This window comes from Amphritea balenae, from assembly GCF_003858655.1.
GTDB lineage: Bacteria > Pseudomonadota > Gammaproteobacteria > Pseudomonadales > Balneatricaceae > Amphritea > Amphritea balenae.
The window spans coordinates 25,940-50,248 of sequence record NZ_RQXV01000015.1 but is presented as its reverse complement, the minus strand read 5'-3'; the positions used below and the strand labels follow the sequence as shown (position 1 = coordinate 50,248).

General features: G+C 47.7%; 21 protein-coding genes. 18 read left to right on the top strand and 3 right to left on the bottom strand.

All coding sequences use genetic code 11. The annotated features are described in order from the left end of the window. Positions 1 to 3: 3 nt before the first annotated feature. The 10 genes from gluQRS to EHS89_RS19605 all read left to right on the top strand — a co-directional run bounded on the left by gluQRS (position 4) and on the right by EHS89_RS19605 (position 13,524). Positions 4 to 879, top strand: a complete 876-nt coding sequence (gene gluQRS, locus EHS89_RS19645) for a tRNA glutamyl-Q(34) synthetase GluQRS (protein WP_124927875.1) — start codon at positions 4 to 6, stop codon at positions 877 to 879. Continuing rightward, positions 879 to 1,055 (top strand): hypothetical protein, encoded by a 177-nt coding sequence (locus tag EHS89_RS21170; protein WP_170167553.1) that lies wholly within the window; start codon positions 879 to 881, stop codon positions 1,053 to 1,055. Before gluQRS ends, EHS89_RS21170 begins: the two co-directional genes overlap by 1 nt. Then, a complete protein-coding gene (locus EHS89_RS19640) occupies positions 1,045 to 3,954 on the top strand; it encodes an ATP-binding protein (protein WP_124927874.1) in 2,910 nt (969 codons plus the stop codon). Before EHS89_RS21170 ends, EHS89_RS19640 begins: the two co-directional genes overlap by 11 nt. A 38-nt stretch (positions 3,955 to 3,992) precedes the next feature. Next, the gene (locus tag EHS89_RS19635) at positions 3,993 to 5,393 is read left to right on the top strand and encodes a sigma-54-dependent transcriptional regulator (protein ID WP_124927873.1); all 1,401 of its coding nucleotides are present in this window, start codon (positions 3,993 to 3,995) and stop codon (positions 5,391 to 5,393) included. A 625-nt stretch (positions 5,394 to 6,018) separates the two neighbouring features. Further along, positions 6,019 to 7,428 carry a polynucleotide adenylyltransferase PcnB gene (gene pcnB / locus EHS89_RS19630; protein WP_124927872.1) on the top strand — a complete coding sequence of 470 codons (1,410 nt, stop codon included), beginning with the start codon at positions 6,019 to 6,021 and terminating at the stop codon, positions 7,426 to 7,428. Beyond that, a complete protein-coding gene (gene folK, locus EHS89_RS19625; RefSeq protein ID WP_124927871.1) occupies positions 7,421 to 7,909 on the top strand; it encodes a 2-amino-4-hydroxy-6-hydroxymethyldihydropteridine diphosphokinase in 489 nt (162 codons plus the stop codon). The genes pcnB and folK overlap by 8 nt, the downstream gene beginning before the upstream one ends. A gap of 130 nt (positions 7,910 to 8,039) precedes the next feature. Next, entirely contained in the window at positions 8,040 to 8,834 is a 795-nt protein-coding gene (gene panB / locus EHS89_RS19620; protein WP_124927870.1) for a 3-methyl-2-oxobutanoate hydroxymethyltransferase, read from the top strand. A 2-nt stretch (positions 8,835 to 8,836) separates the two neighbouring features. After that, positions 8,837 to 9,685, top strand: coding sequence for a pantoate--beta-alanine ligase (gene panC, locus EHS89_RS19615; RefSeq protein WP_124927869.1), 849 nt, complete (start codon positions 8,837 to 8,839; stop codon positions 9,683 to 9,685). A gap of 299 nt (positions 9,686 to 9,984) precedes the next feature. Then, positions 9,985 to 11,166, top strand: a complete 1,182-nt coding sequence (locus EHS89_RS19610) for an acetyl-CoA C-acetyltransferase (protein WP_124927868.1) — start codon at positions 9,985 to 9,987, stop codon at positions 11,164 to 11,166. A gap of 147 nt (positions 11,167 to 11,313) precedes the next feature. Then, positions 11,314 to 13,524, top strand: coding sequence for a DUF6351 family protein (locus tag EHS89_RS19605; protein WP_124927867.1), 2,211 nt, complete (start codon positions 11,314 to 11,316; stop codon positions 13,522 to 13,524). Positions 13,525 to 13,573: 49 nt separating this feature from the next. Here the strand turns inward: EHS89_RS19605 and EHS89_RS19600 are convergent, their stop codons facing one another. Then, positions 13,574 to 14,410, bottom strand: a complete 837-nt coding sequence (locus EHS89_RS19600; protein WP_124927866.1) for a 6-carboxytetrahydropterin synthase — start codon at positions 14,408 to 14,410, stop codon at positions 13,574 to 13,576. A gap of 152 nt (positions 14,411 to 14,562) precedes the next feature. On the opposite strand from EHS89_RS19600, the gene rsuA reads away from it, so the two are divergent. The 6 genes from rsuA (at position 14,563) to EHS89_RS19560 (ending at position 19,938) form a co-directional block, all read left to right on the top strand. Further along, the gene (gene rsuA / locus EHS89_RS19595; protein ID WP_124927865.1) at positions 14,563 to 15,255 is read left to right on the top strand and encodes a 16S rRNA pseudouridine(516) synthase RsuA; all 693 of its coding nucleotides are present in this window, start codon (positions 14,563 to 14,565) and stop codon (positions 15,253 to 15,255) included. Next, the gene (locus EHS89_RS19590) at positions 15,252 to 16,295 is read left to right on the top strand and encodes a class I SAM-dependent methyltransferase (protein WP_124927864.1); all 1,044 of its coding nucleotides are present in this window, start codon (positions 15,252 to 15,254) and stop codon (positions 16,293 to 16,295) included. Before rsuA ends, EHS89_RS19590 begins: the two co-directional genes overlap by 4 nt. Positions 16,296 to 16,317: 22 nt before the next feature. Next, a complete protein-coding gene (locus tag EHS89_RS19585) occupies positions 16,318 to 17,010 on the top strand; it encodes a YciC family protein (protein WP_124927863.1) in 693 nt (230 codons plus the stop codon). Positions 17,011 to 17,427: 417 nt separating this feature from the next. Then, a complete protein-coding gene (locus EHS89_RS19580) occupies positions 17,428 to 18,201 on the top strand; it encodes a potassium channel family protein (protein ID WP_211340381.1) in 774 nt (257 codons plus the stop codon). A 92-nt stretch (positions 18,202 to 18,293) separates the two neighbouring features. Then, positions 18,294 to 18,899: a hypothetical protein gene (locus tag EHS89_RS19575; RefSeq protein WP_124927861.1), complete on the top strand. Its 606-nt coding sequence runs from the start codon at positions 18,294 to 18,296 to the stop codon at positions 18,897 to 18,899. A 562-nt stretch (positions 18,900 to 19,461) separates the two neighbouring features. Then, on the top strand, positions 19,462 to 19,938 hold the full coding sequence (locus EHS89_RS19560; RefSeq protein ID WP_211340380.1) for a GNAT family N-acetyltransferase: 477 nt from the start codon (positions 19,462 to 19,464) through the stop codon (positions 19,936 to 19,938). 58 nt (positions 19,939 to 19,996) lie between these two features. Here EHS89_RS19560 and EHS89_RS19555 read toward each other — a convergent pair whose 3' ends face one another. Continuing rightward, positions 19,997 to 20,542 (bottom strand): redoxin family protein, encoded by a 546-nt coding sequence (locus EHS89_RS19555; RefSeq protein ID WP_124927858.1) that lies wholly within the window; start codon positions 20,540 to 20,542, stop codon positions 19,997 to 19,999. Positions 20,543 to 21,149: 607 nt separating this feature from the next. Between EHS89_RS19555 and EHS89_RS19550 the strand changes: the two genes are divergently transcribed. Then, positions 21,150 to 21,500, top strand: a complete 351-nt coding sequence (locus tag EHS89_RS19550; RefSeq protein ID WP_124927857.1) for a hypothetical protein — start codon at positions 21,150 to 21,152, stop codon at positions 21,498 to 21,500. 706 nt (positions 21,501 to 22,206) lie between these two features. On the opposite strand, the gene EHS89_RS19545 is transcribed toward EHS89_RS19550, so the two are convergent. Then, positions 22,207 to 22,689 carry a CreA family protein gene (locus EHS89_RS19545; protein ID WP_124927856.1) on the bottom strand — a complete coding sequence of 161 codons (483 nt, stop codon included), beginning with the start codon at positions 22,687 to 22,689 and terminating at the stop codon, positions 22,207 to 22,209. Positions 22,690 to 22,944: 255 nt separating this feature from the next. Here EHS89_RS19545 and EHS89_RS19540 point away from each other — a divergent pair, with 255 nt between their 5' ends. Further along, positions 22,945 to 24,246, top strand: coding sequence for a hypothetical protein (locus EHS89_RS19540; protein WP_148091905.1), 1,302 nt, complete (start codon positions 22,945 to 22,947; stop codon positions 24,244 to 24,246). The last annotated feature ends 63 nt before the right edge of the window (positions 24,247 to 24,309 follow it).

Here is a 24,309-nt window from a genome sequence, read left to right as displayed (position 1 = left end):
TTGATGGTCTATACAGGACGTTTCGCCCCCTCACCCACTGGGCCGCTCCACTTCGGTTCATTGCTGGCTGCGCTAGCCAGTTTTCTCGATGCACGCGCCCATCAGGGTCGCTGGCTTATTCGTATTGAAGATCTTGATCCCCCCCGGGAAATTGTCGGTGCCAGCGACAGCATTCTTCGCACGCTTGAACAATTCGGTTTTGAGTGGGATGGCCCCGTCTGGTATCAAAGCCAGCGTCATCCGGTTTATCACGAAATCCTTGAACAGCTTCTGCATCAGAACAATGCTTATCGCTGCAGCTGCTCCCGACAAGAGATTATCAAACGTACCGGCAGCTCGGTGTATGACGGCTATTGCCGAACCCATTCAGCCGATAGAAATAAAGCCTGCGCGATCCGCTGTCACTGTAGCAATCACTACGCTTTTCAGGACCGGATTCTCGGATTACAGGACTTTTCCAGCCGGCAAGACGATTTTGTGATTTTCCGCCGCGATGGCTACTTCGCCTACCAGTTAGCCGTCACTATTGATGATGCGGAGCAACAGATCAGCCACGTAGTGCGCGGCTCCGATCTGCTCGATTCGACCCCCAAACAATTACAGCTACAACATCTGCTGAACTACCCTCAGCCTGAATACGCACATATTCCGGTAGCGACAAACAGTCAGGGGCAAAAGCTCAGTAAACAGACCTTTGCTGATGCACTGAATGACCAACAACCCGTACCACAACTTATTCAGGCGTTGAATTTCCTTAATCAACAGCCACCAGCAGAACTGACCGAAGCGACTACATCAGAATGCCTCAACTGGGCAGTTCAGCACTGGAACATAACCGCAATCCCTGCTCAGCTGGGTATCACGTTGGAGGGGCACTGATGCATTTTTACCGTCTACTAATCGTCATGGTCATCGGGGGCTATCTGTTATCCCCGGTGCTGGATCAGTGGTGGCCCGACTCCGCCACGCCCTGGTACCGACCTTTTCTGATCTGGGCAGCCCTGATCCTGATTGTAGCCATATTAGAACGGAGACGTCGCAGCGATGAGTTTTGATCTTAGCGAACTGCTGATCATCGGCATTACTTATCTGACCTTTCTGTTTGGTACCGCTTATATTACCGAGCGAGGCTGGATTCCGGCGCGTATTATTTATCACCCCATCACCTACATTTTATCGCTGGGTGTATTTACCAGTGTCTGGACCTTTTATGGCACCTTCGCTATGGCAAAAGAGTCCGGATTCAGTTTTCTGGCCTCCTATCTGGGGGCAAGTGCTGCGTTCTTTCTCGCCCCCGTTATTCTGGTGCCCATTCTACGTATCACCCGAACCTATCAGCTCAGTTCACTAGCCGACCTGTTTGCATTCCGTTTTCGTTCAGCAACGGCGGGCACACTGACCGCAGTCTTTACGCTGCTAGCCACACTGCCACTGATCTCTATTCAAATTCAGGCAGTTGCTGACTCACTGCATATCATCAATCAGGATTTCACTTCTAATCAGATCGCCATCGGTTTCTGCACCGTTATTGCGCTGTTCTCTATTCTGTTTGGTGCCCGCCATGCATCGCTACGTTATAGCCGAACCGGTCTTATTGTTGCCATGGCGACCGGTTCACTTATCAAGCTTATCGCGTTAGGCGGCTTCGCGATTTATGTTTTCTTTAATGTTCTGGATGGTCCAGCAGGGCTTGAGCAGTGGCTAAAGGCGAACCCTACGCAACTGGACGTTTTTAATACCCCCTTAGACAGTGATATGTGGCGCACTATGCTGCTCGGCTTTTTTTCCGCCGTCATAGTGATGCCCCACACCTTTCATATGATGTTTACCGAAAACACATCATCCAACAGTTTGCATAAAGCCAGCTGGGGCGTGCCTTTATATCTGTTATTACTCGCACTGGCTGTTCCCCCGATCCTCTGGGCCGGCATTAAGATAGGTGTAGCCGATCAGCCCGCCTTTCTGATCCTGCATCTAGGGATGGGCCTACACTCAGACTTCCTTACTATTCTTGCCTTTATCGGCGGTCTGGCGGCGGCCAGCGGCATCATAATTGTTGCCACTATCTCAATCTCTTCAATGTTGCAGAACCACCTGATACTGCCGTTACTACCGGTGCCCAGCACCCAACAGCTTTACACCCGGCTACTATGGTTACGTCGACTACTGATCATAGTGATAATGCTCTGCAGTTATCTGTTCTACACCCGTATCGGACTAAACCATAACCTGCACTGGCTGGGCACGTTGGCATTCATTGCGTTTATGCAATTTCTACCCGGTATACTCGCTACGCTGTTCTGGCCCGGCGCTAACCGTAAAGGGTTCTGCCTTGGTCTGGTCGTGGGTATGGGCATCTGGATCTTTACCATGCTGCTAGGGCTGATGAGTGAAGTAGAGAGCACCTTTGAAGTAACCTTCCTTGCAGAGCAGGGCTGGCATCAGATCGCCATCTATTCCCTGGCAGCAAACATTACGGTGTTTCTGCTAACCTCACTGATAACCCGTAGCTCAGCCGAAGAGATCACCAGTGCCAGCGCCTGCCTGCACAACAGTCTGCAACGCCCGGTAGGGCCTCAGCTTAATATTCGCCACAGTGATGAACTGGTAGAGTTACTTTGCAAAAGACTGGGCCGACTGACCGCGCAACGTGAAATTGATAACGCCCTGAATGAACTTAATCTAAACAGCGGCGAGCTTAATGCAATCGATCTGATGCGCCTGCGAACATTAATAGAGAGCCGGCTCAGTGCTCTCTTTGGTCCTGTAGAAGCCAGTGCTCTACTTAATCAACAGAGTCATGACAGCACTTTGGGACAGTATCGTACCCGGGACATTCACCTGCTTGAAGGCCAGCTGGAAAACTATCAAACTCAGCTCAGTGGTCTGGCGGCGGAACTGGATAACTTACGCCGCCATCACCGCATGACCCTGCAACGCTTACCTATCGGCGCCTGCTCGCTGGATGAAAAAGGCCAGATTATCTTCTGGAATAGCGAAATGGAGCTCTTTACCGGTTTGGCAGCATCATCGGTGCTGACCAAAAACCTGAAAAGCCTGGCACCGCCCTGGGGAGATTTATTAGCTGACTTCTCCCATCAGGATCAAAACCATCTGCTATCCCACCATCTGCTAATTGATGAGGAAAACTGCTGGCTTAGCCTGCACAAGGCCAGCCTGGCCGATGATAGCGATGCGATGGTTATTCTGCTGGAGAACGAAACTGAGAACCAGATTCTGGTAAACCGTTTATCTCACAATGAACGACTAGCTTCTATCGGTCGTTTTGCCGCCGGTGTCGCCCATGAAATTGGCAATCCGGTTACCGGCATTGCCTGTCTGGCACAAAATCTTAAGTACGAGACTGACGATGAAATCATTCTTGAAAGTGGTGAGCAGATTGTTGAACAAACTCACCGCATCACTCGTATCGTTCAATCACTGATTCGGTTTGCCCATACCGGCCAGAGTGATATTCAGGAAATGCAGGAAGCGGTAGATCTCAAGCATATTATTGATGAAGCGATCCATCTGGTTTCAATGGATAGCCGAGGCAAACAGATACAACTGATTAATCATACCGATGTAACAACCAGTGTTAGTGGTGATCCGCAGAGGTTGCTGCAGGTATTCGTTAATCTGATCAATAATGCCTGTGATGCATCACCGGTTAATTCGTCGATCTGGATTGATGCCGAAGTCGGCAGCAACTCAGTTAAAATCACAGTAACAGACGAAGGTTCAGGTATTCTACCCGAACACCAGAGCCGTTTATTCGAACCATTTTTCACCACCAAAGACCCGGGGAAAGGCACTGGCCTGGGCCTGCCTTTGGTGTATAACATCATTGAAGAGCATTATGGTAGTATTAGCGTTGTGAGTCCTGCCAATAAAAATCAGAACAAGGGCACTCAGGTGGTTATCACCCTTCCCAGAAGTCCACAGGCGAATTAATCCTGAAGGACAGGTGTTTTTGAGCAAAGGTAAACCGAATGAGCCGTATTCTGATAGTTGAAGACGAAACTATAATCCGTTCTGCCCTTCGGCGGCTGCTAGAACGTAATGATTATAACGTCGACGACGCCGCCTCCGTTGATGAGGCGAGCAGTAAGTTTAATCTGAATGATTACAATCTGATCATCAGTGATCTGCGACTTCCCGGCGCACCGGGAACAGATCTTATCACCCTGGCGAAAGCCACTCCCGTCGTGATCATGACCAGTTATGCCAGTATGCGCTCAGCCGTCGATGCCATGAAACTGGGTGCCGTCGATTATATTGCTAAACCTTTCGACCACGATGAGATTCTGGAAACTATCGCCAATATCCTGAAACTCAGGGGTGAAGCAGATAAAACTGCGGCGGATACAACTGAACAGAAAGCGCCGACAGGGTCAGGTAATCAGATGGTTGGCACCTGCCAGCCTATGCAGAATCTGTTTAAACGTATTGAAAAAGTTGCCCGTACCGATGCCACCGTGTTGATACAGGGTGAATCCGGAACAGGTAAAGAGCTGGCCGCTCGGGCGATCCACCAGCAAAGCGCCCGTGCCAACGCGCCGATGATCTCTGTTAACTGTGCATCCATCCCAGAATCACTAATCGAGTCAGAACTCTTCGGCCATGAGAAAGGCGCCTTTACTGGCGCTGACGCTACCCGAAACGGACTGATTGAGGCGGCTAATGGCGGCACTCTGTTTCTCGATGAGATCGGCGAACTACCACTGGAAGCACAGGCACGCTTGCTACGTTTCCTGCAGGAAAGTGAGATTCGACGGGTCGGCTCGGTTAAGTCTCTAACGGTCGATGTAAGGCTGATAGCAGCAACACACCGTAACCTGAAGGCACTGGCTAAAACCGGCGAGTTCCGGGAAGACCTGTATTACCGCCTCTATGTTATGGAGCTCCAGATGCCACCGTTGCGTCAACGGGGTGAAGATATTATTCAGATTGCACAGCAATTCCTGAAAAAAAGCTGCGAGAAAATGGGTTCCCGGTTACTTAAATTCAGCGATGACGCCTGCAATACCATGCTTCGCTACAACTGGCCCGGTAATGTCCGCGAATTACAGAATGCTATTGAGCGTGCGGTTATACTGGCTGACGATCATACCATTACGACCGACCTGCTGGGTCTGGATATCGAACCTGAATCCTTAGCCTCACTAGAGAGCAGCTTCGCCAGCGGTAGCTCACTGGTTGCCGAAACCACCGATAATAAAGTTGAACAGCGAGCCGACCATAACCTCTCACTGGATGATTACTTCCAACGCTTTGTCTTGGAAAATCAAAATAGTATGAGCGAAACGGTATTGGCTAAAAAACTCGGTGTGAGCCGTAAATGTTTGTGGGAGCGCCGTCAGAAACTTGGCATCCCCCGTAAACCGAAATAGCACTAAAAGTAGTACCAGGGGAGTAATCCGCAGGTAACAACAGATCCCCCAAAAGTGTTACTTTTCGCTATTTACGCACCTGCAGCATGGGTAGTTAGGTAACACTTTTTGTTACCCCTCCTGTAAGAAAACAGGTAACAAACATAAAAAATAAAACCTTATTACTTAAATAACAACAAGTTACAAAAACTGGCACAAGCCATGCTTATATACATGTAACAAGAAAAAAAATACTTGTAGCAAATAATCATAATAAAAATAAAACCCAGATTATGTGCCGTCAGGTAACCCTGCCTCGAACAACAATAACAATGAGGCTTAAAAGCTGATCGCTGAATTTGACACCCAATACAACGGTCCCGAATCAGTGCTCTTAGAACAAAAACAACAAGCTAAGAATAGCGTTGTTGTCTAATAGGCGGTCAGCTTGCCCATCTCCTTCTTCATCTCGTATTACTTTTTCATCACGCACTACTCTTCCATCTCGCTTTAATGGTTCACTATTTCTAATATCCACAGATCATGGTCGAAATGCGATCAGCTTTGCATATTTTCACGCTTATTTCGTGCTATGATGCGCGCTTTCATTCCGGACAAGAATTTCACAGGGCTTTTTCAAAGAACCATGGAAAATAAGTCATCACCGATCGGTTCATTTATCCGCCGCCTGTTTGGCCGGAGCCAGGACGATAATCACATGCCTGCAGAGCAGTCAAGCCAGGGCCGACGTCTGATTCCTGAAGAGGAACATCAGATCCCGCGCCGCCATCTAAATGATGCAGCGATGAAAACCGCATATCACCTTCAGGATGAAGGCTATGAAGGCTACCTGGTCGGCGGATGCATACGCGATCTGCTATTAGACAAGCGACCAAAAGATTTTGATGTAGCGACCAATGCCACGCCGGAACAGGCGCATGCCCTGTTTCGCCGTTCACGCCTGATAGGCCGTCGCTTTAAGCTCCTGCATGTCCGGTTTGGCCGAGACCTGATTGAAGTTGCCACGTTCCGCGCCAGCCACGACAGCCAGCCGAAGAACAGCGACGGAGAGCACGGCCGCCAGAATGATAGCGGCATGATTGTACGCGACAATGTTTACGGCACTATTGAAGAAGATGCGCTACGTCGTGACTTTACCGTCAATGCACTCTACTACTGTCCTAAAGATCACTGCGTTTACGATTTTGCTAACGGCTACAGCGATCTGAAGAACAAGACCCTGCGTATGATTGGTAACCCTGACGATCGCTACAGGGAAGATCCTGTACGAATGCTCAGAGCTGCCCGCTTTGCTGCCAAGCTGGATTTCAATATTGAACCCGCTTCAGAAGCACCAATAAAAGAACTGGCCTATCTGTTAAAAGACATTGCTCCGGCACGCTTGTTTGATGAAGCACTAAAGATTTTCCAGTCTGGACATGGCGTTGCATCATACCACCAGTTCCGTCGCTACAACCTGATGGAACAGTTGTTCGGTCAAACGGTCTATTGTCTCGATAATCCAGAAGGCTATCCGGTTGAAAAACTGGTGCTAAACGCCCTACAAAATACTGACCGCCGACTCCAGCAAGGCAAGAGTGTTACACCGGCCTTTCTGTTTGCAGCCCTGCTCTGGTATCCAATGCAGCGCCGCATGAAACAGTTACAGACTGAAGCGGGTATGCATACCGTACCGGCTATGCATGAAGCCGCCAATCAGGTAATTGGTGAGCAGATTCGCCAAACCGCTATTCCACGCCGTTTCTCTACGCCTATTCGTGAGATTTGGGAGTTACAGTTCCGCCTGCCACGCCGTCAGGGCAAACGCGCCGAACGAATTATGGAGCACCCACGTTTCAGAGCAGCATACGATTTGTTGGTACTGCGTGAAAACAGCGGTGAAGACCTCGAGGGGCTGGCCCAGTGGTGGACCGACTACCAGGTTCAGAACCCTCAGATCCGCAGCCATATGAGCCGTGAAGCCAATCGGGATGAGCCTCAGAAAAAACGGCGCAGACGTCGGCCACCACGTAAGAAAGAGCGCAACGATGGCTGATAGCTGGACTCGCTGCTATATCGGTTTAGGCAGCAACCTGGAAAACCCTGTTACTCAGGTTACAACGGCTTTGGTAGAACTTCAACAGCTCCCCGACTGTCGCAACCTGATGCATTCCAGCCTGTACCGCAGTGACCCGGTCGGCCCCGCTGGCCAACCGGATTATATTAATGCGGTTGCGGCCATTGAAACGACACTGACACCCTTAGATCTTTTAGACGCCTTACAAGCACTCGAGCAGAAGCATGAGCGCGTCAGAATCCAGCACTGGGGACCCCGAACACTGGACCTGGATCTGTTACTTTACGGTAACCAGCAGATAAACTGCGAGCGCCTGACTGTACCCCACGCCTATCTGACAGAGCGTAACTTTGTCCTTTATCCCCTTGCTGAAATTGCACCAAAACTCAGCATTCCCGGTGAAAAAAACCTCTCTTTTTATCTTAAGAACTGTGAAATAAGTACACTTGAAAGAATTTAATTTACAAAATACCCCCTTATAAACAAAGGGTTACTTCGTTTGTTACGCTTATGCACAATAGATAATAGTTAATCCGATACGGCATAGGTATAATCCCCATCCGTGTGAGTAACAAATAGACAGGTTTCTTATGAACAACATTACCCTACATACACTGATGGCTCGCAAGCAGGCCGGTGAGAAGTTTTCGGTACTGACAGCATATGACGCCTGTTTTTCCCACCTTATCAGCACCGCAGGTGTTGAGGTGATGTTAGTGGGCGATTCCCTGGGCATGGTATTACAGGGCAATGACAGTACTTTGCCAGTCTCGGTTGAAGAGATGGCATACCATACCGCTGCTGTTAAAGCGGGAAATCAGGGCTCTATGATCATGGCAGACCTGCCGTTCATGAGCTATGGCACTCCGGAACAGGCGATGGACAGTGCAGCGGCATTAATGCAGGCTGGCGCGCACATCGTCAAACTGGAAGGCGCTGCCTGGCTGGATGAAACCATCAGCTTACTGGCTGAACGAGGCATTCCGGTATGTGCACATCTGGGTCTTACGCCACAGGCAGTTAATGTCCTGGGCGGTTATAAAGTACAAGGACGTGATAATAGTGCCGCTAAGAAGATGATCGAGGACGCAGTACGTCTGGAACAGGCAGGTGCAGCGATGCTGTTACTTGAATGTGTTCCGACCATACTGGCCGGTGAGATCACGCAAGCGGTTGATATTCCAGTCATCGGTATTGGCGCTGGACCTGAAACGGATGCTCAGGTACTGGTAATGCACGATATGCTGGGTATTACTCCGGGCCGTAAGCCAAAGTTTGTTAAAAACTTTATGGCTGATAGCAGCGATATCGCAGGGGCCTTTAAAGCCTATGCTGATGCTGTTAAGGAAGGCACCTTTCCGGGACCGGAACACGGGTTCGAATAATCATGCAAACAATTTTTTCTATCACCGAGCTGCGTAAAGCACTCGGTGCGGAGCGTCGTGCTGGCAAAAGAATCGGCTTTGTACCAACTATGGGTAATCTCCATGATGGTCATATCCAGCTGATTCACCAGTCCAACGCTACGGCTGACATTACGGTCGCCAGTATCTTCGTTAATCCGCTGCAGTTTGGCGAAAATGAAGATCTTGACGCCTATCCACGCACTTTGCAGTCAGATTCTGAGAAACTGGCAGCAGCTGACTGCGACTACCTTTTCGCCCCCAATATTGACGAGATGTATCCTAACGGCCAGGTCATTCAGACCCAGGTTGAGGTACCTGTCATCTCTGATCTTCATTGCGGTACAAGCCGTCCCGGACACTTCCGCGGCGTAGCAACAGTGGTTTGTAAGCTGTTTGGTATGGTTCAACCCGATGTTGCTATCTTCGGTGAGAAAGATTTTCAGCAGCTGATGGTTATCCGTCGCATGACCGAAGATCTGTTCCTGCCGGTTGAAGTTCAGGGATCACCCATCGCTCGTGCAGACAACGGCCTGGCACTCAGCTCTCGTAATGGCTATTTAACGCCGGAAGAGCTAGCCATTGCGCCGACACTGAATCGCACTATCCGTAACACAATCAGTCAGATTAAAGCGGGTCGGACTGATTACAGTGCACTACAGGAAGAAGCTCAGGCAGTGCTTGAAGAGGCAGGCTTCTCCCGCGATTACTACAACATTTGTAACCGCTATGATCTTCAGGCTGCGAAAGCCGATGACAGCGAGCTGGTTCTGGTAGCAGCAGCTTACCTGGGCAAAGCCCGTCTGATCGATAACATGGTTATCGATCTCTGATCAGCACCTCTCCTATACGGTATCCCAACCGGGATACCGTATTCTCATTATGTGTATTGTTCTTTGGTCTGCTTGGTTATTCATTAACCAACTGGTAGATTCTGTTCTGTGTCGTTTTTTTCTTACAGATGCCACCTAACCGGGTTAATCCCATTGCAGTTGCCTTTTGACTATGCTGTACTGCACTGCACCATAAATAATGATTATAAAATAAGCTGCTGAGTTGCTATGGCTGGCTGCTGACTCACCTGCCATAAACTTGACTACTGCAGCAAATATACAAGCAAGAGGAACTATCCATGCGTGATGTTGTTATTGTAGCTGCCGGTCGTACGGCTGTAGGTAATTTTAACGGTTCACTGGCCTCTGTTGCTGCCAGCGATCTTGGCGCTACGGTTATCAAAGGTTTGCTGGAAAAATCCGGTGTACCGGGCAATCAGGTTGACGAAGTTATTCTGGGCCAGGTACTGACTGCAGGCTGCGGTCAAAACCCAGCTCGTCAGGCGACTATCAATGCAGGTCTGCCGGTTGAAGTTTCTGCCATGACTATCAACAAAGTATGTGGTTCAGGCCTTAAAGCTATTCAGCTGGCTACTCAGGCGATCCGTTGTGGTGACGCTGAAATCATTATCGCTGGCGGTCAGGAAAACATGAGCCAGTCTGCTCACGTACTGCCAAACTCTCGTAACGGTGCCCGCATGGGTGACTGGAAGATGGTTGATACCATGATCAAAGATGGTCTGTGGGATGCGTTTAACGACTATCACATGGGCATCACGACCGAGAACATCGTTGAGAAATACGGTTTCTCCCGTGAAGAGCAGGATGCATTTGCAGCTGCATCTCAGAACAAAGCTGAAGCCGCTCAGAAAGCTGGCAAGTTTGAAGAAGAGATCATCCCGGTTGTCATTCCTCAGCGTCGCGGTGACGATGTTGTATTTAACACCGATGAGCAGCCACGTCACGGCGCTACTGCTGAAGCTCTGGGCAAGCTACGTCCGGCATTTAAGAAAGACGGTTCAGTAACCGCCGGTAACGCATCTACCATCAACGATGGCGCCGCTGCAGTAATTCTGTGTTCCGCAGAGAAAGCAGCTGAACTGGGTCTGCCTGTGCTGGCTAGCATCAAAGCTTACGCATCTGCAGGTGTTGATCCATCTATCATGGGTACTGGCCCAATCTGCGCAACTCAGAAAGCACTGGATAAAGCTGGCTGGTCTGTGTCTGATCTGGATCTGGTTGAAGCAAACGAAGCTTTCGCAGCACAAGCAATGTCTGTAAACAAAGATCTGGGCTGGGATACTGACATCGTTAACGTTAACGGTGGCGCAATCGCTCTGGGTCATCCGATCGGTGCTTCAGGTTGCCGTATCTTTGTTTCACTGCTGCATGAAATGGCGCGTCGTGATGCGAAGAAAGGTCTGGCAACACTATGTATCGGTGGCGGTATGGGTACTGCTCTGGCTATCGAACGTAGCTAATATCGCAATCGCTATTTAAAAATAGCATTAGCAAACAGCTAGATAAAAAGCCGCGGCAGATACCGCGGCTTTTTTTATTCCCGCCTATCTCCGACTCCAGTTTCAGCTTCTATACTTAGCATTATCGTTCTCAATTGAAATGCCGCCATGAATTATAAATATCTGGGCATCTCAACACTGCTTTTGCTTCTGCTTAGTATCGTTGTCGCCCTATTCATCTACTGGACCACCCTGCTAAATCTTTTGCCTGATCCGAAAGTTTATCCTTATGCAAAAGTTCAGGGCTTGCCGCCAGTCACTACGCAACGCTATCTGCCCTATACAGGCCCCCACCCCAGGTATTGGAATCGCCCTCAGGATAGCTTCCATTACCCGATAAAACTGGGACAAACCGGCCCGCTGACCTCAAATTATGATATCCCTCTACAGTACCCTTTCTCCTGTGAAGGAGAGTATGCCGGACTGGGAAACCCCACCCCTGATAACAACCAGGGCTGGGGCACCAAAACACCGCCAGATAGCGACACAGGACTGAGTTACAGTAAAGACTGTCTGTATCCGACCCACGCCTGGTACCTGTATAACCGAACCGGTACTAAAAAATTCTACCCCCTGGAACAAGCCAGCGATGACATCGCTCAAATCGAGATAGCCGGTCAGACCCAGGACTTTATCATCCGTGTCGAAACCGGCACCATCAACCGCTTCATCTATAGCATTGCCGCCCTCAAAGGTACTGAAGGCAGTTTAGACAAACCCGATGCCAGCTCTTGGAATAAGCGCCTGATCTATCAGTTCAAAGGCGGCGTCGGTATCGGTTTCCGTCAGGGTAAAACTAAGCCGGGATCGATTCCCGCAAAGCATTTTGAACAGCTTAAAGCGGGTTATGCAGTGGCTTACTCCACCGCTAATCAGACCTCTAATCATTACGATATATGGCTGGCTGAAGACACCGCCCTGAGAGTCAAACGTCAGTTCATGTCACTCTATGGTAAACCTGATTTCACTATCGGCATTGGCGGATCAGGCGGTGCTATTCAACAATACCTTATCGGCCAGAACGGCTCCTCATTGTTGGATGGCGCTATCGCTCAGTATGCCTATCCGGATATGCTCAGCCAGACATCTTATGTGTTCGATTGTGAACTGTTGGAATATTACTTTGATGTTCTGGCCCCCGGTTCAGACTGGCAAAGTCGTAAACAGCGGCAATTAGTAGAAGGCCTGAACAGCGGTAAATTAAAAGACAAAAATCGCGCCTATATCTATGCCGCCGCACTGATCAATCAGGGTTTACTACCCCGCTTTTCTGATAGCAGTAACGAATGCGTCCGTAGCTGGCGCGGCTTAACACCGCTGGTTTATAACCCCCGCTACGCCAGTTTCCTGCCCCATTACAGTAAGCCAATACAACAAGCCACGCACTGGAGTCACTGGGACAGTCTCAAGTATATTTTTGGTCATCGTCAAGATGGTTATGCCATGCGCACCTGGGATAACGTTGGCGTTCAGTATGGTCTTAATGCTTTGCGTAACTTTCAGATAACAATAAAAGAGTTTCTCCATCTGAATGCCAGTATCGGTGGTTGGAAACAACCGGCACTACTGAAACAGGAAAACTTTTGGCGCCTCAATGGTCAGGGATCATTCTGGGACTTCAGCCCCTGGAGCCATCACAATATGAACCTCAGCCCGGATGACGGAGAGACACCCGCGATCAGAACCCGGGCCGATCTGGCAGCAATTCAGGCGGCCTACCGCGCCGGACACATTTTTATAGGCCAGCTGGATATCCCGGTGATAGATCTGCGCCACTATCTGGAACAGGAACTGGATATGCATCACAGCAGCGCCTCATTCTCAGCCAGACTGCGGTTATTACAACAGCAGGGGCATCATGACAACCAACTGATCTGGGTGTCTGACAAGCAGTTTAATCCAACCCCCATAGCGCTAGAAGCGATGTCGCAATGGCTGGAGAATCAGCACTCTTCTGATAACAAAGACCTGTTCACCGCCCGACCTGAAGGATTAAATGATCGCTGCTACGACCGTCAGGGCAATATCATTGCCAGCGGTAGCCAGACCTGGGACGGTGAGTGGAATAACAAACCCGAAGGCCAGTGCATGGCGCACTTTCCTATCTTCAGCACATCACGTGCTGAAGCCGGAGAAAGTCTGAGTGGTGATATATTCAAATGTCAGTTACAACCCGTGGCAGAGGCACTTGATAGCGGGCTCTATGAGCCGGTCGATATGAGCACTCAGCTAGCCCGGCTGGAACAGATATTTCCGGAGGGGGTCTGTGACTACAGCAAACCCGACATGGGACGCCCCGCCGATCTGCTGATCAATTAGCTCCTGGCGGATAGCTTAGGTTCGATGAAGTGATTGATCGCTTTCGAGCTCAGGCCGTCGCAATCGCGCCTTTGCCTACACCTTCAAAGGCTCTTACCATCACATCCCGATCAGAATGCTCAGCCTTAACCTGTTGCGCAAGGTGGCAGGCGATCTGCTCAACGGTAGTTTCAGTATCAATCAGATAGCAATATTGCGCCGGCAGACGAATCTCAAATTCCCCTTGCGGTGCTTCGTAACGGTAATGATGCTCCGCACCCGGCTCACTCACCAGATGGTCACGGGTACCTATATAGATATCATGGTAGGTTTCGGCCCACTGCTGTTCGACACCGGTATCACGCTGACCATCAAGAAAGATCTCAATACGGGAACGGTGCCCGTGAGCGATACGCTGACAGTTGCCATCATGTTGCTGCAGGCCGTGGCTGTATTGATAAAACGCGCCACTGATCGCTTCAGGTACAAAACTGATCTCCAGCCCTTTTACCTCATCAGGGAAAATAGCCAGTAACTGATCACGACACCATTGCGCCAGACTGGTTTCGGTAATCTGCTCCAGATCCACCAGCACGATCGCCTGTTCAGGGGAGCGACAATAAAACTTACCGCCCGCCGGATACTGCCAGTTTACCGACGTTTCACCATCCGCCTGCTTAACCTGCAGATTATCCATCCCGGCCGGGACCACCAGCGCGTGATCGATACAGTTATCAAACCACTGTTTTACCGCCTTTTTAACGATACCAAAATCACAGATCATACCCTGATCATTCAAACTTCCATCCAACACCAGCTGTACCAGCCAGGACTCGCCCAGCAGGCCTCGCTGCGGATGCAGGTAGGAAAAATCAACATTAGTAAGGTTATCTACGAACAGCTTCACTTGATATCACACAGGTCAGATTTGAAAGGCCGCTATCTTATCGCATTACTGCTATTTTTGCATTCTACTCAGCTTCCTCAAGGCTTATCGGAATGTATGAACTCATGAGGTATACTAGCCCTCTTTTTTTATTGTAGAGCAGATCTATAACGATGCGACTGGACAAATATCTCAGCCAGGTGACCGGCTTACCCCGTAGTCTGACTAAACGTCAGATCAAATGTAAAAATGTTGAGGTCAATGGCGAGATCAATCAGGATCAGGGCTATCAGGTCAAAGCCGGTGATGAAGTACAACTGGATGGTCGGATTCTGGCACCACCGGGCCCAAAATACCTGATGCTGAATAAGCCTGAAGGTACGGTCTGTGCGACTGAAGATCCTGAACACCCAACAGTGATTGATCTGCTGGACCTGGAGAACATCAAGGGTCTTCACCCAGCTGGCCGGCTGGATATCGACACCACTGGCATGGTACTGATAACCGATGATGGCCAATGGTCCCACCGCGTGACGTCACCTAAGCATCAGTGCGACAAAGTCTATCTGGTCACTACCGCTGAGCCGGTCTCTGAAGATTACATTGCACAGTTTGCCCAGGGTATTGAGCTACGCAACGAAGATAAGCCAACACTGCCTGCAGAGCTGGAAATACTGTCTGAGAATAGTGCCCGGGTCACGCTGCACGAAGGCCGTTACCATCAGGTAAAACGTATGTTTGCTGCCGTAGGCAATAAGGTTATCGGTCTGCACCGTGAGCAAGTTGGCGCGATAGCATTAGATGAGCAGCTTGAACCCGGCGAATACCGCTTCCTTACCGAACAAGAGGTTACTTCCTTCAAATGATCGATAAAGCGTTTAACCTGCTAAAACCGGAACTGGACAACGCATCAGGTACCGCCCTCTGGATCGCCGATGAAAATCTGCTTAACCAGATGAACCGGGTCAATACTGAAGTCACCGTCATCACCAACCGCTTCGATCTGCGCCAGCAGCTGGATGATGCCGGCTGGCAAGCAACCTTTTCTGACTTTGATTTTACGGGTTACAACGATCACAGTGTGGATAAAATTCTCTACCGTATCTCGAAAGAGAAGCCGGTCGTTCATCATGTGATTAATCAGGCCATCAGAATCCTGAAGCCTGGCGGTCAACTCTGCATCTCCGGCCTTAAAAACGAAGGTATCAAAACCTATCTGGATAAAGCTAAGAAACTGTTTGCCGGACAGATGGAGATGGTTAAAGCGGATAAGAACACCTGGATGGGCATCCTCAGCTCCCCCGGCGCCGCAGATACCGAACTACTCGAAGACCAGCACTATACTGAACTTCGTGAAGTCGCCAACGATGACAACTACAGCTATATCAGCAAACCCGGCGTCTATGGCTGGAATAAGATAGACAAAGGCAGTGCCTACCTGATTGAAGAGCTGAACCTGTTTCTGGAACGGTTACCCAACGCCCCGGAAAGCATTCTTGATCTGGGCTGTGGATATGGCTACCTGTCGCTCAATTGTGCGTCTTTAGGCGGTAAAATTACCGCGACAGATAACAACGCTGCCGCCGTGCGACTCTGCCAGGAAAACTTTGACCGTCAGGGTATTGAAGCGGAAGTGATCGCCGCCGATTGCGGTGATGGTATTCAGGGCAAATTCCCGCTGATCATCTGTAATCCACCCTTCCATCAGGGCTTTAGCACTCAGGGCGACCTGACCGACCGGTTTCTTAATACTGCCCGGCGCCGGCTACAAGCTAACGGTGTGGCCTGCTTTGTGGTGAACCTGCATATTCCGCTGGAACGTAAAGCCCTGAATATGTTCGACAGTATTGAGACCGTTGCCGCTAACGGCAGTTTTAAACTAGTTCTGCTGGCTCAGCCGCAATAACGTTATTTTGTACGGAGCCGCTATGGTCCCCATTTATCTGAAACAAACCTGGTTCTTTTTCCGGGCTAATTTGATGCCGATTATGCGCATCCAGCTACCTTTCATCATACTGATTACACTGATCAGCATGTCTGCTATGCAGTCCGTTGATCCGGAAAATCCACAGATGAACAACTCTGTGATGATGTTCTATCTCACCAGCCTGATTTTCCTGCCACTCTATGCCGGCGCCACCATCGCCTATCTGGAGTCAGTGGTTAATGAGAAACCGATCAGCACATTGCACGCCCTGAAAATTGGTCTGTCCCGCTGGGGGCCGCTATTCCTGACTAAGATGCTCGGCGCCTTCGGTATTGTGATTGGCCTGTTCCTGTTCTTCATCCCCGGTATCTACGTACTGATCCGCTGGGCATTTGCCGAGTACCACTGCATCATCGAAAAAGCAGGCCCGGCCACTGCCCTTAAAAACAGCTGGGACGACAGCTCAGACTTTTTCTGGCCCCTGTTAAATGGCCTGGCCGTACTGTTTGTGATTCTTCTGGGCGGCAACCTGCTGATCGAGATGTTACTGCAGATGATGGGTATAGAATCCATGATGATCCGTCGCCTGCTGGATATCGTCTTCGGCTTCCTGAACTGCCTTTATACAATCTATGGCTATCGTCTGTACTGCGTTATGCGCGAAGGCGGCCCTGCGGAGCAGGACTCGGCATAGAACGCGGCTTCGCCGCTCGCTAGAAAAGCTCTTTAAGAACCGCCTTTTGGCGGTTTTTTGTTGCCCGCTGCTTAAGATCAGGATCAAGGAATCAACATTAATAGTTGAATGCCAACAGTGCATGTAGCAGTATCGGATGTAGCACAGACTCGGATGATCTGAGTTTACAGGTAGAAAGGGTATTACCTCCTTCCAGCAGTCACCTCACAGAACCATAGAATTAGTCATGTAGATAGTCATCACTTTGATGCTTTTCTGCAGATTTTTTAGAAACTAATTTCTTATCCAACCGTCTGTTTTAATTGATAATTAATCAACAAAACGCTGTGCAGTGTTTTGGAAATATACATCAAACTTACGCGTTATATCACGTCACTTTTAGGTATATTTAGCTGTTAGCACTCTTACGGAGAAATATTGAAAATTAGATTAACTCCCAGATCAGTCGGTATTTTTTATTTATCTCTGGTTCCAATATTCGGAATCATATACTGGCTTGCCGATTCACTATGGAAAGCACCACTTGGGTTTGTCGAGAGCCTATATTTTAGTGTCGTTACAATCACAACATTAGGTTATGGGGATATTTCTCCGATAACTGATGCAGGGCGAATACTGACAGGAACACAAGCTATACTGGGCATTGTTTCAATCGGTCTTTTTTTAAACTCAGTATCGGAGAGACGGGCTGAGCTTCAGGAAAAGAAAAGGCATGATGCTGTTGTTGGGCACTTGCTCTGGCAATACAAAAATTTTAGAGAGTCTGTGACGGAGATATGTCTGCGTGCCATTGCAGGAGGCTATAACACTGACTGGAAACTTAAACTTCACCTCCCCGAGATGCTTAAATTCAGGGAGTATTTTAGTGAAAACAATAGTGAAAAATGGTATGTCGTTTTAAATGCCCTAGAGTCCGATGATGGCCTGCTTCAGGATTTATTGGTAGAGATAGATATGTTTTCCGAACAGGTAACATTCGCTCTGAACAATACTTCAGCTAATGACCATGAGGTATTGAGGTTTTTGACGAGGTTCTCTCAACATCCGCATCGCCTCAATAACCTCGACGTTTATTCGGGGGATAAAGTTAAATATATTGGGGGCTTCATTTATGAAGTCATGGCTGGCTGGAGCGTCATAGACGGTTATAGAGATAATGATATATTTCTCGAAAGGTTTAAAAAGTTGTAGCACCAAGCGGCAACGTGCTAACAAGCAAAGGCAGTCGGACGGCTTCGCCGCCCGCTGCTTTGGGCGTTATATTTACTAAAGAGGCAAGTATTATGGCCAGTATGAAATTACTTAATTCCCCTTTTGGCATTTGGGTACTTTCATCATTAATAGTCGGAACGTTTGGCTTTTCTTATAGCGTTTATTCCCAAGAGCGAGAATTAACATTGGAGCGATTACGTTTGTTAGCTGAAATCAGGTACCGAATGGATAAGGCTTCTATATTCTTTTCAAGACATGAGAAGATGTGCTTTCTTATTGAAAATAACTCTAACGAAAATGGTTATTCAAATGAACATACAGAAGATATGGAAACTTTTTTTGATGTTTTTCTAGATAAACAAAATATAGGTTTATTTGATGAATACTCAAAACATGGTGGTTACGCCTTAATTATTGATTTCGAAATAAATCTTAAGCGTAGCTATTTCAAAGAATATATTGATGATTCGCAAATGAATATTGAAGATATTCATAAAGATTTATCTTTACTTATTGTATTTCGTGATAAATATAGCAAGGGTGATGAAAATGGTTTGCTAGCTATTTCATATTTAGCTTCATACACTAGTTTAGCAATATATTTCCAATACATGTATTCAAAATATTACCTGGATGGAGAGTATGATCACTCAAATATTAATTGCTCTGACACGTAGGTTTATCGTTGAAAATATAACAAGTCGCTCAAGCATCGTTACGGCCAAAAAAACGGCCTCCACTGGACTCGCCAACGTTCGCCACTTAGCGAAGCGTTATATTTCTTTTAAGAAGTCGAGAATAAGCTAACAAATTTCATGAATTTTTTTATAATAACTGTAATTGCCGAAACACAATTTAGTGTCTCTCAGAGGTGGCCTCCTGAGACTGATGATGGCAGGCTTTTTTGTAATAAATCCGCTCGATTTTTGGGCGCAATTTGTAGTATCAGAAATAATCGGTTATCTATCATCTCAACCAAAGGAGGGTTTGCTTATGGTTATTAAGGTCTTTAGAGAAGTTAAGTCATATGTTAAGCATCTAGTAGAAAGTGTCATTATTTCTTGGGAGGTCCACCTTCCTTACAGGCTTAGCCTGCTGATGATCTGGTGAAATTCCAGTGAAAAGAACTGAGAGAAATATAACAAGTTTAGGCATGCACACACAGCTTCGCTGTGTTGGACTCGCGCTGCTTCGCAGCACGAGCCCATGCTAAAGGCGTTAGATAGCAAGGAGAAAGTGGTGCAGTACCGCCAAGCTAAGGAATCAGATATTACCGAGATCTGTCTGCTGCCTGATAGCCCTGAAGAGTTGTTTTATTGTTTTCCTACAGCGTCTTTCCCCTTGTCTAGTGAGGAGGTAAGTAAATCAATCGCAGACCGTTCTGATTCAACAGTGGTAGAGCACAATGGCCATCTAGTTGCTTTTGCTAACTTCTATCGTTGGGGGAAGGAAGGGTGTTCTATTGGGAATGTGGTTGTAGCTTCAAGTGTACGCGGTGAAGGTGTTGCTAGTTACCTCATCAAACAAATGATGAGTTTAGCCTTTAAAAAACACAAGGCACAAGAGGTAACTGTCTCGTGTTTCAATCAAAATATAGGTGGTTTTCTTTTGTATAAGAAACTCGGTTTTCTGCCTTACGATCTGGAAGAGAGGATTGATAATAACGGTAAACGTGTTGTGCTTGTTCATATGAAAGTTGGGCGCAATGCAATTTAACAAGGCACTGCACAATCGACCACTAAAGCTTCAACTGCTTTAGGCATTAAGCATCTAGCTACTCATTTAATAACTCCCGAATATCCGCTTCAATAGCCTTAGCCTGCTTAGTCCCCGAATGCGTCTCCCCAATATAAACCGAGCGTACCTGCCCCTGCTTATCTAACAGATAAAATGTTGGCCAGTACTTGTTACCCATCGCCTGCCAATAGAGAAACTCGTTATCCATCATCACTGGATGGTGCAAGTTAAATTGCTTCACCTTGGTCTCTACGTTCGCTCTGACACGTTCATGCTTGAATTCGGGAGTGTGGATACCGATGACGGTAAACGGCTCGTCAGCGAGCGCCTGCTCAAGCTTATTCATCCAGGGAAAAGAGCGGTAGCAGTTCCAGCAATCGAAGGTCCAGAAGTCGAGCATCACTACTTTGCCCCGTAGCGCCTTCAGGGATAGTGGCGGACTGTTAATCCAGCTTGCAGCATCGGTCTGAGTAAAGTTCGGTGCTGGCAGTGGCCGATCCAACTGAACCGCCTGTACGCTGAAGCTAAGGCCCAGACTCAGGCTAAAAAATAACAACTGAGGTATTCGGTTAATCCAGTTCATATGCGTCTCCCGGTTTCTAATAGGACAGGCTTAGTATCCCCAAGTTCATGACGTTGGTGATCTACCTTTGTTCTCGCACGAGCAAGATGCAAAGCAGCATCTAGCAATAGCCCTCTTCTTATCCCCAGTTATCGGCGTACAACGCTGTGCATAACTTTCGGATAACTCCTCTAAAGCCTGTCAGCATTGGCTTTCAGGGGGTAGTGTAATAAATATGCAGGTCCGTCTAAAGCCTGTAATCGAGACTGAAAATCAAGGGGTAAGGGTTGCAGGTCTTCGAAAAATATAGATGAGCTAACAAAAATTAGCTGTCCAAAAAAATCACTCGAACTTCAGACTTTTTCTTTAAAGCCGACGGCTCAACTACCTTTATCCCCAGACAAGATGCTAAGCATCGGCTAGCGACTCATTATTTTTATCCCCACCTTTGACCGTACAACGCTGTGCATAACTTTCGGATAACTCCCGTAAGCCCCGGTACCAATAGCTTTCAGGTCTTAGTGTAATAAATATGCAGCCCTGACTATCACCACAAAATAATAGTTGAAATATTCTCTCAACCAATCATAATGAGAATCATTATCAATAACTAAAGGAATTAAGCATTATGTCTGCACTGAGAATTAATGCCTGGCTGGAGCGCCGCGAACCCGTTATTGCGTTACATAGTGGACTATCTGACAGCCTGATTGCCGAATGGCGCGGCAGCGCTGTCGCTGAGTTATTAGAACAGGGAATAGTGACTTGTGCGGAGCTATTCTCAGATAGCCAAAAAGTACAGCAACAGGCAGCCCATGAACTGTTACTCAATGCCTGCGCCAACTCACTGTGCAGCCGAAACGGACCTCAGTGTTTCAGTTGCATCACCGGCCGGCTACTCAAAGCACTGGCACTGAGCGACAGCAATGCAGACCAACCTTCAATACGCGGACTGGGCCAATATAAAACAGCCGTATAAAGTGGCTGGTTTGAAGCTTTTCTAAAACTCTTCGTCAGACTTAAAGCTTAAAAGACGTTTGCACCACAGAGGACACGAAGGACACGAAGGACACGGAGAAAAGAATAAACAAAGATCTTAACGCTCTACTCTGTGTTCACTATTTCCTCTGTGGTGATCAGCTCTTAGACGCCCTTTGGGTACTGTGGTAAACCGCTCTTCAGAAACTATAAGAACCTAAAAACATTTTGCACCACGGAGGACACAGTACCCAAGGGGCATACTAAGGGCACGGAGAAAAGAATTAACAGAGATCTTAACGCTCTACTCTGTGCTCTCTGTGTCCTCTGTGGTTATATCTTCTTTTCCGCCTTTTCGGACACGCGGCAAAGCCGCATCGGACCAGTGAAACGATCGGACAAGCAACGCGTTCGGACATCGGCTCTTAACGCTCTACTCTGTGTTCTCTGTGACCTCTGTGGTAAATCGCTCTTATCTTTTCTCTCTTTCGGACGCGGCAAAGCCGCATCGGACAGTGAAACGATCGGACAAGCAACGCGTTCGGACATCGGCTCTTAACGCTCTTCTCTGTGCTCTCTGTGTTCTCTGTGGTTATATCTTCTTTTCCGCCTTTTCGGACACGCGGCAAAGCCGCATCGGACCAGTGAAGCGATCGGGCAAGCAACGCGTTCGGACATCGGCTCTTAAAGCTCTCCCGACGATAAATCTAACCACCCGGATTGGTGATTTTTTGATACGCCATGGTTCCCCACAGCGGCACCGTCGACAGGCTGTGCTTATAGCTACCGTTGATCTCTTTAGTTGAGTAAGACAGGTACATCAGTGTTTGCGATTCTGCATCGAAAATGCGGCGCACCTTCATGGTTTTGAACAGCACACTTTTGGACTTTCTGAATACCACCTCACCATCTTTTGTGCGATCTATCCCGGCGATCATATCCGGTGTAATTGCACCGGTTTGACGACAAGCGATCGACGAATCACTAGGGTCAGCAAAATCCAGATCGGCCTCAACACTGGCGATATGACAAGTGACACCCGGTACTTTCGGGTCCACTAATACATTCAGTTTAATATCTTTGGTGGTGAGCAACCCCAACGAGACATCACCTACCTCGTCACTACTACAACCTGCTGTTAGACAAACAAATATCAAAACGACTACAGCACTCCACAAACGATTAATCATAACCACCCCCACTGTTTCAGATTCTGCCTCATATACCTATCCCTTGCTTTCAAGCTAATACTAATAAATAACACTAAACATTCATTTTAAATTAGCGTTTGTCTATCATTTTTACTAAACCTATTAAAACCAATACAAACCTTACATGGAATGTTTATGAGAACTATACGTAGTTTTTCTAATTTATTGATACCTGGGTTCTTTCTGATAATTTATGGCTGCTCCCATATTCAAGAGGGACATACCGATTACGCAATGTCTGAGCCTTCGGCTAGCACTCCTTGCTTCAGTGACTGCGCTTATAGCCAACTAATAACAAATCGCTACCTTAATGACTCTGAGGTCAGCAACCCGGTTCGAATAAACGACAAACTATCTATCCACCTTAGTCAGGCGTTTATCAAAGACTTTCCAGAATGGATACTGCCAACCAAAGGAGAGTACACCCCAGGTTCAAGTAATGGTGAGATTGTTATTATCGCTTACGCATGCGAACAAGGTATTGAAGGATGTGATTTGCTTCCTAGCGATAAAAGCCGCAAAGAGGGACGAGTTGTATACTATTCTGATGGTGTACAGGAAGGCCAGGCACTGAATTTATCTTACCTTCCAATCTATGGACCCATCACCTATACGGGTAAACCGCTTATTCTTCAGCTACATATAATGGAGCTGGATATTCAGGGAGAGCAAAGCAGCAATCTAATCAAGACACTGGCGGACTATGGTAAGAAAAGCCTGGCACCTGCAACAGCAACACTCTCATTACTTGAAGATTTGGGTCTCTCTCTACTGCAGGGAGAACAACACGACCGTATTTTTAGTTTCAGTATGGTCTTAGCGCCTGAGGGCGGCGTCCATGGCGTTCCATATCCTCACCTTAGTGCCGGAAACTACCTGTTTGTACGTCAGGATAATTCAAATACGAATCATTGGGACAACCTGAAGTTTGATACCGGCCGAGGGCGACTTATGACCTGCACAACCTCAAGCAGCCCACAATGTGTTGAATATCAGGAAAATACTTATATGGTTGTTCAGATTCAGAAAGGCTTTGCAGAAGCATCATTAGACAAGCAGCAAACTCTCGCTGTTCTACTAAAAGAGCTGGAAAGTAAGCAGGATGCCAGTACTTCTGAAATCGAAAAAATCTGGCGTCAAAGGCTTAATCAAATTGTCAGTTCAGACCTGTTTAGTACACTATCGGATAAGCTTTATTTATTAGAGCAGCCCCTTCCGCCAACACCTAACGCGGATAAACCAGTCAAACTATCTCAATGGCAACAAAAGAAGGACAACAAAGCTCTAACTGCCAGTCGGTTTTTTGATCAATTTACATTGGCTTTGAATAACTACAGAGCAAAGAAATGTTGGAGTAAGGACAATGCAGACAGCTGTAGTGACAAGTTAAGCAACTCTCAAATTGATTCGCTGGTCGTGCGTATCCGGGCACTACCAAATATCAATGATAGTGATATCCCTTTAAACCTTTCTTCAGAAAGCGCCACTACAGGTTTAAATAGTAGTAAATTAAAAGCGCCTTTCATTGCAGAATAGGCTACTCAATGAAACAAGCTGGCATCATCAGAATATAATTTAGCAACTTTGCTCTATCTCTTA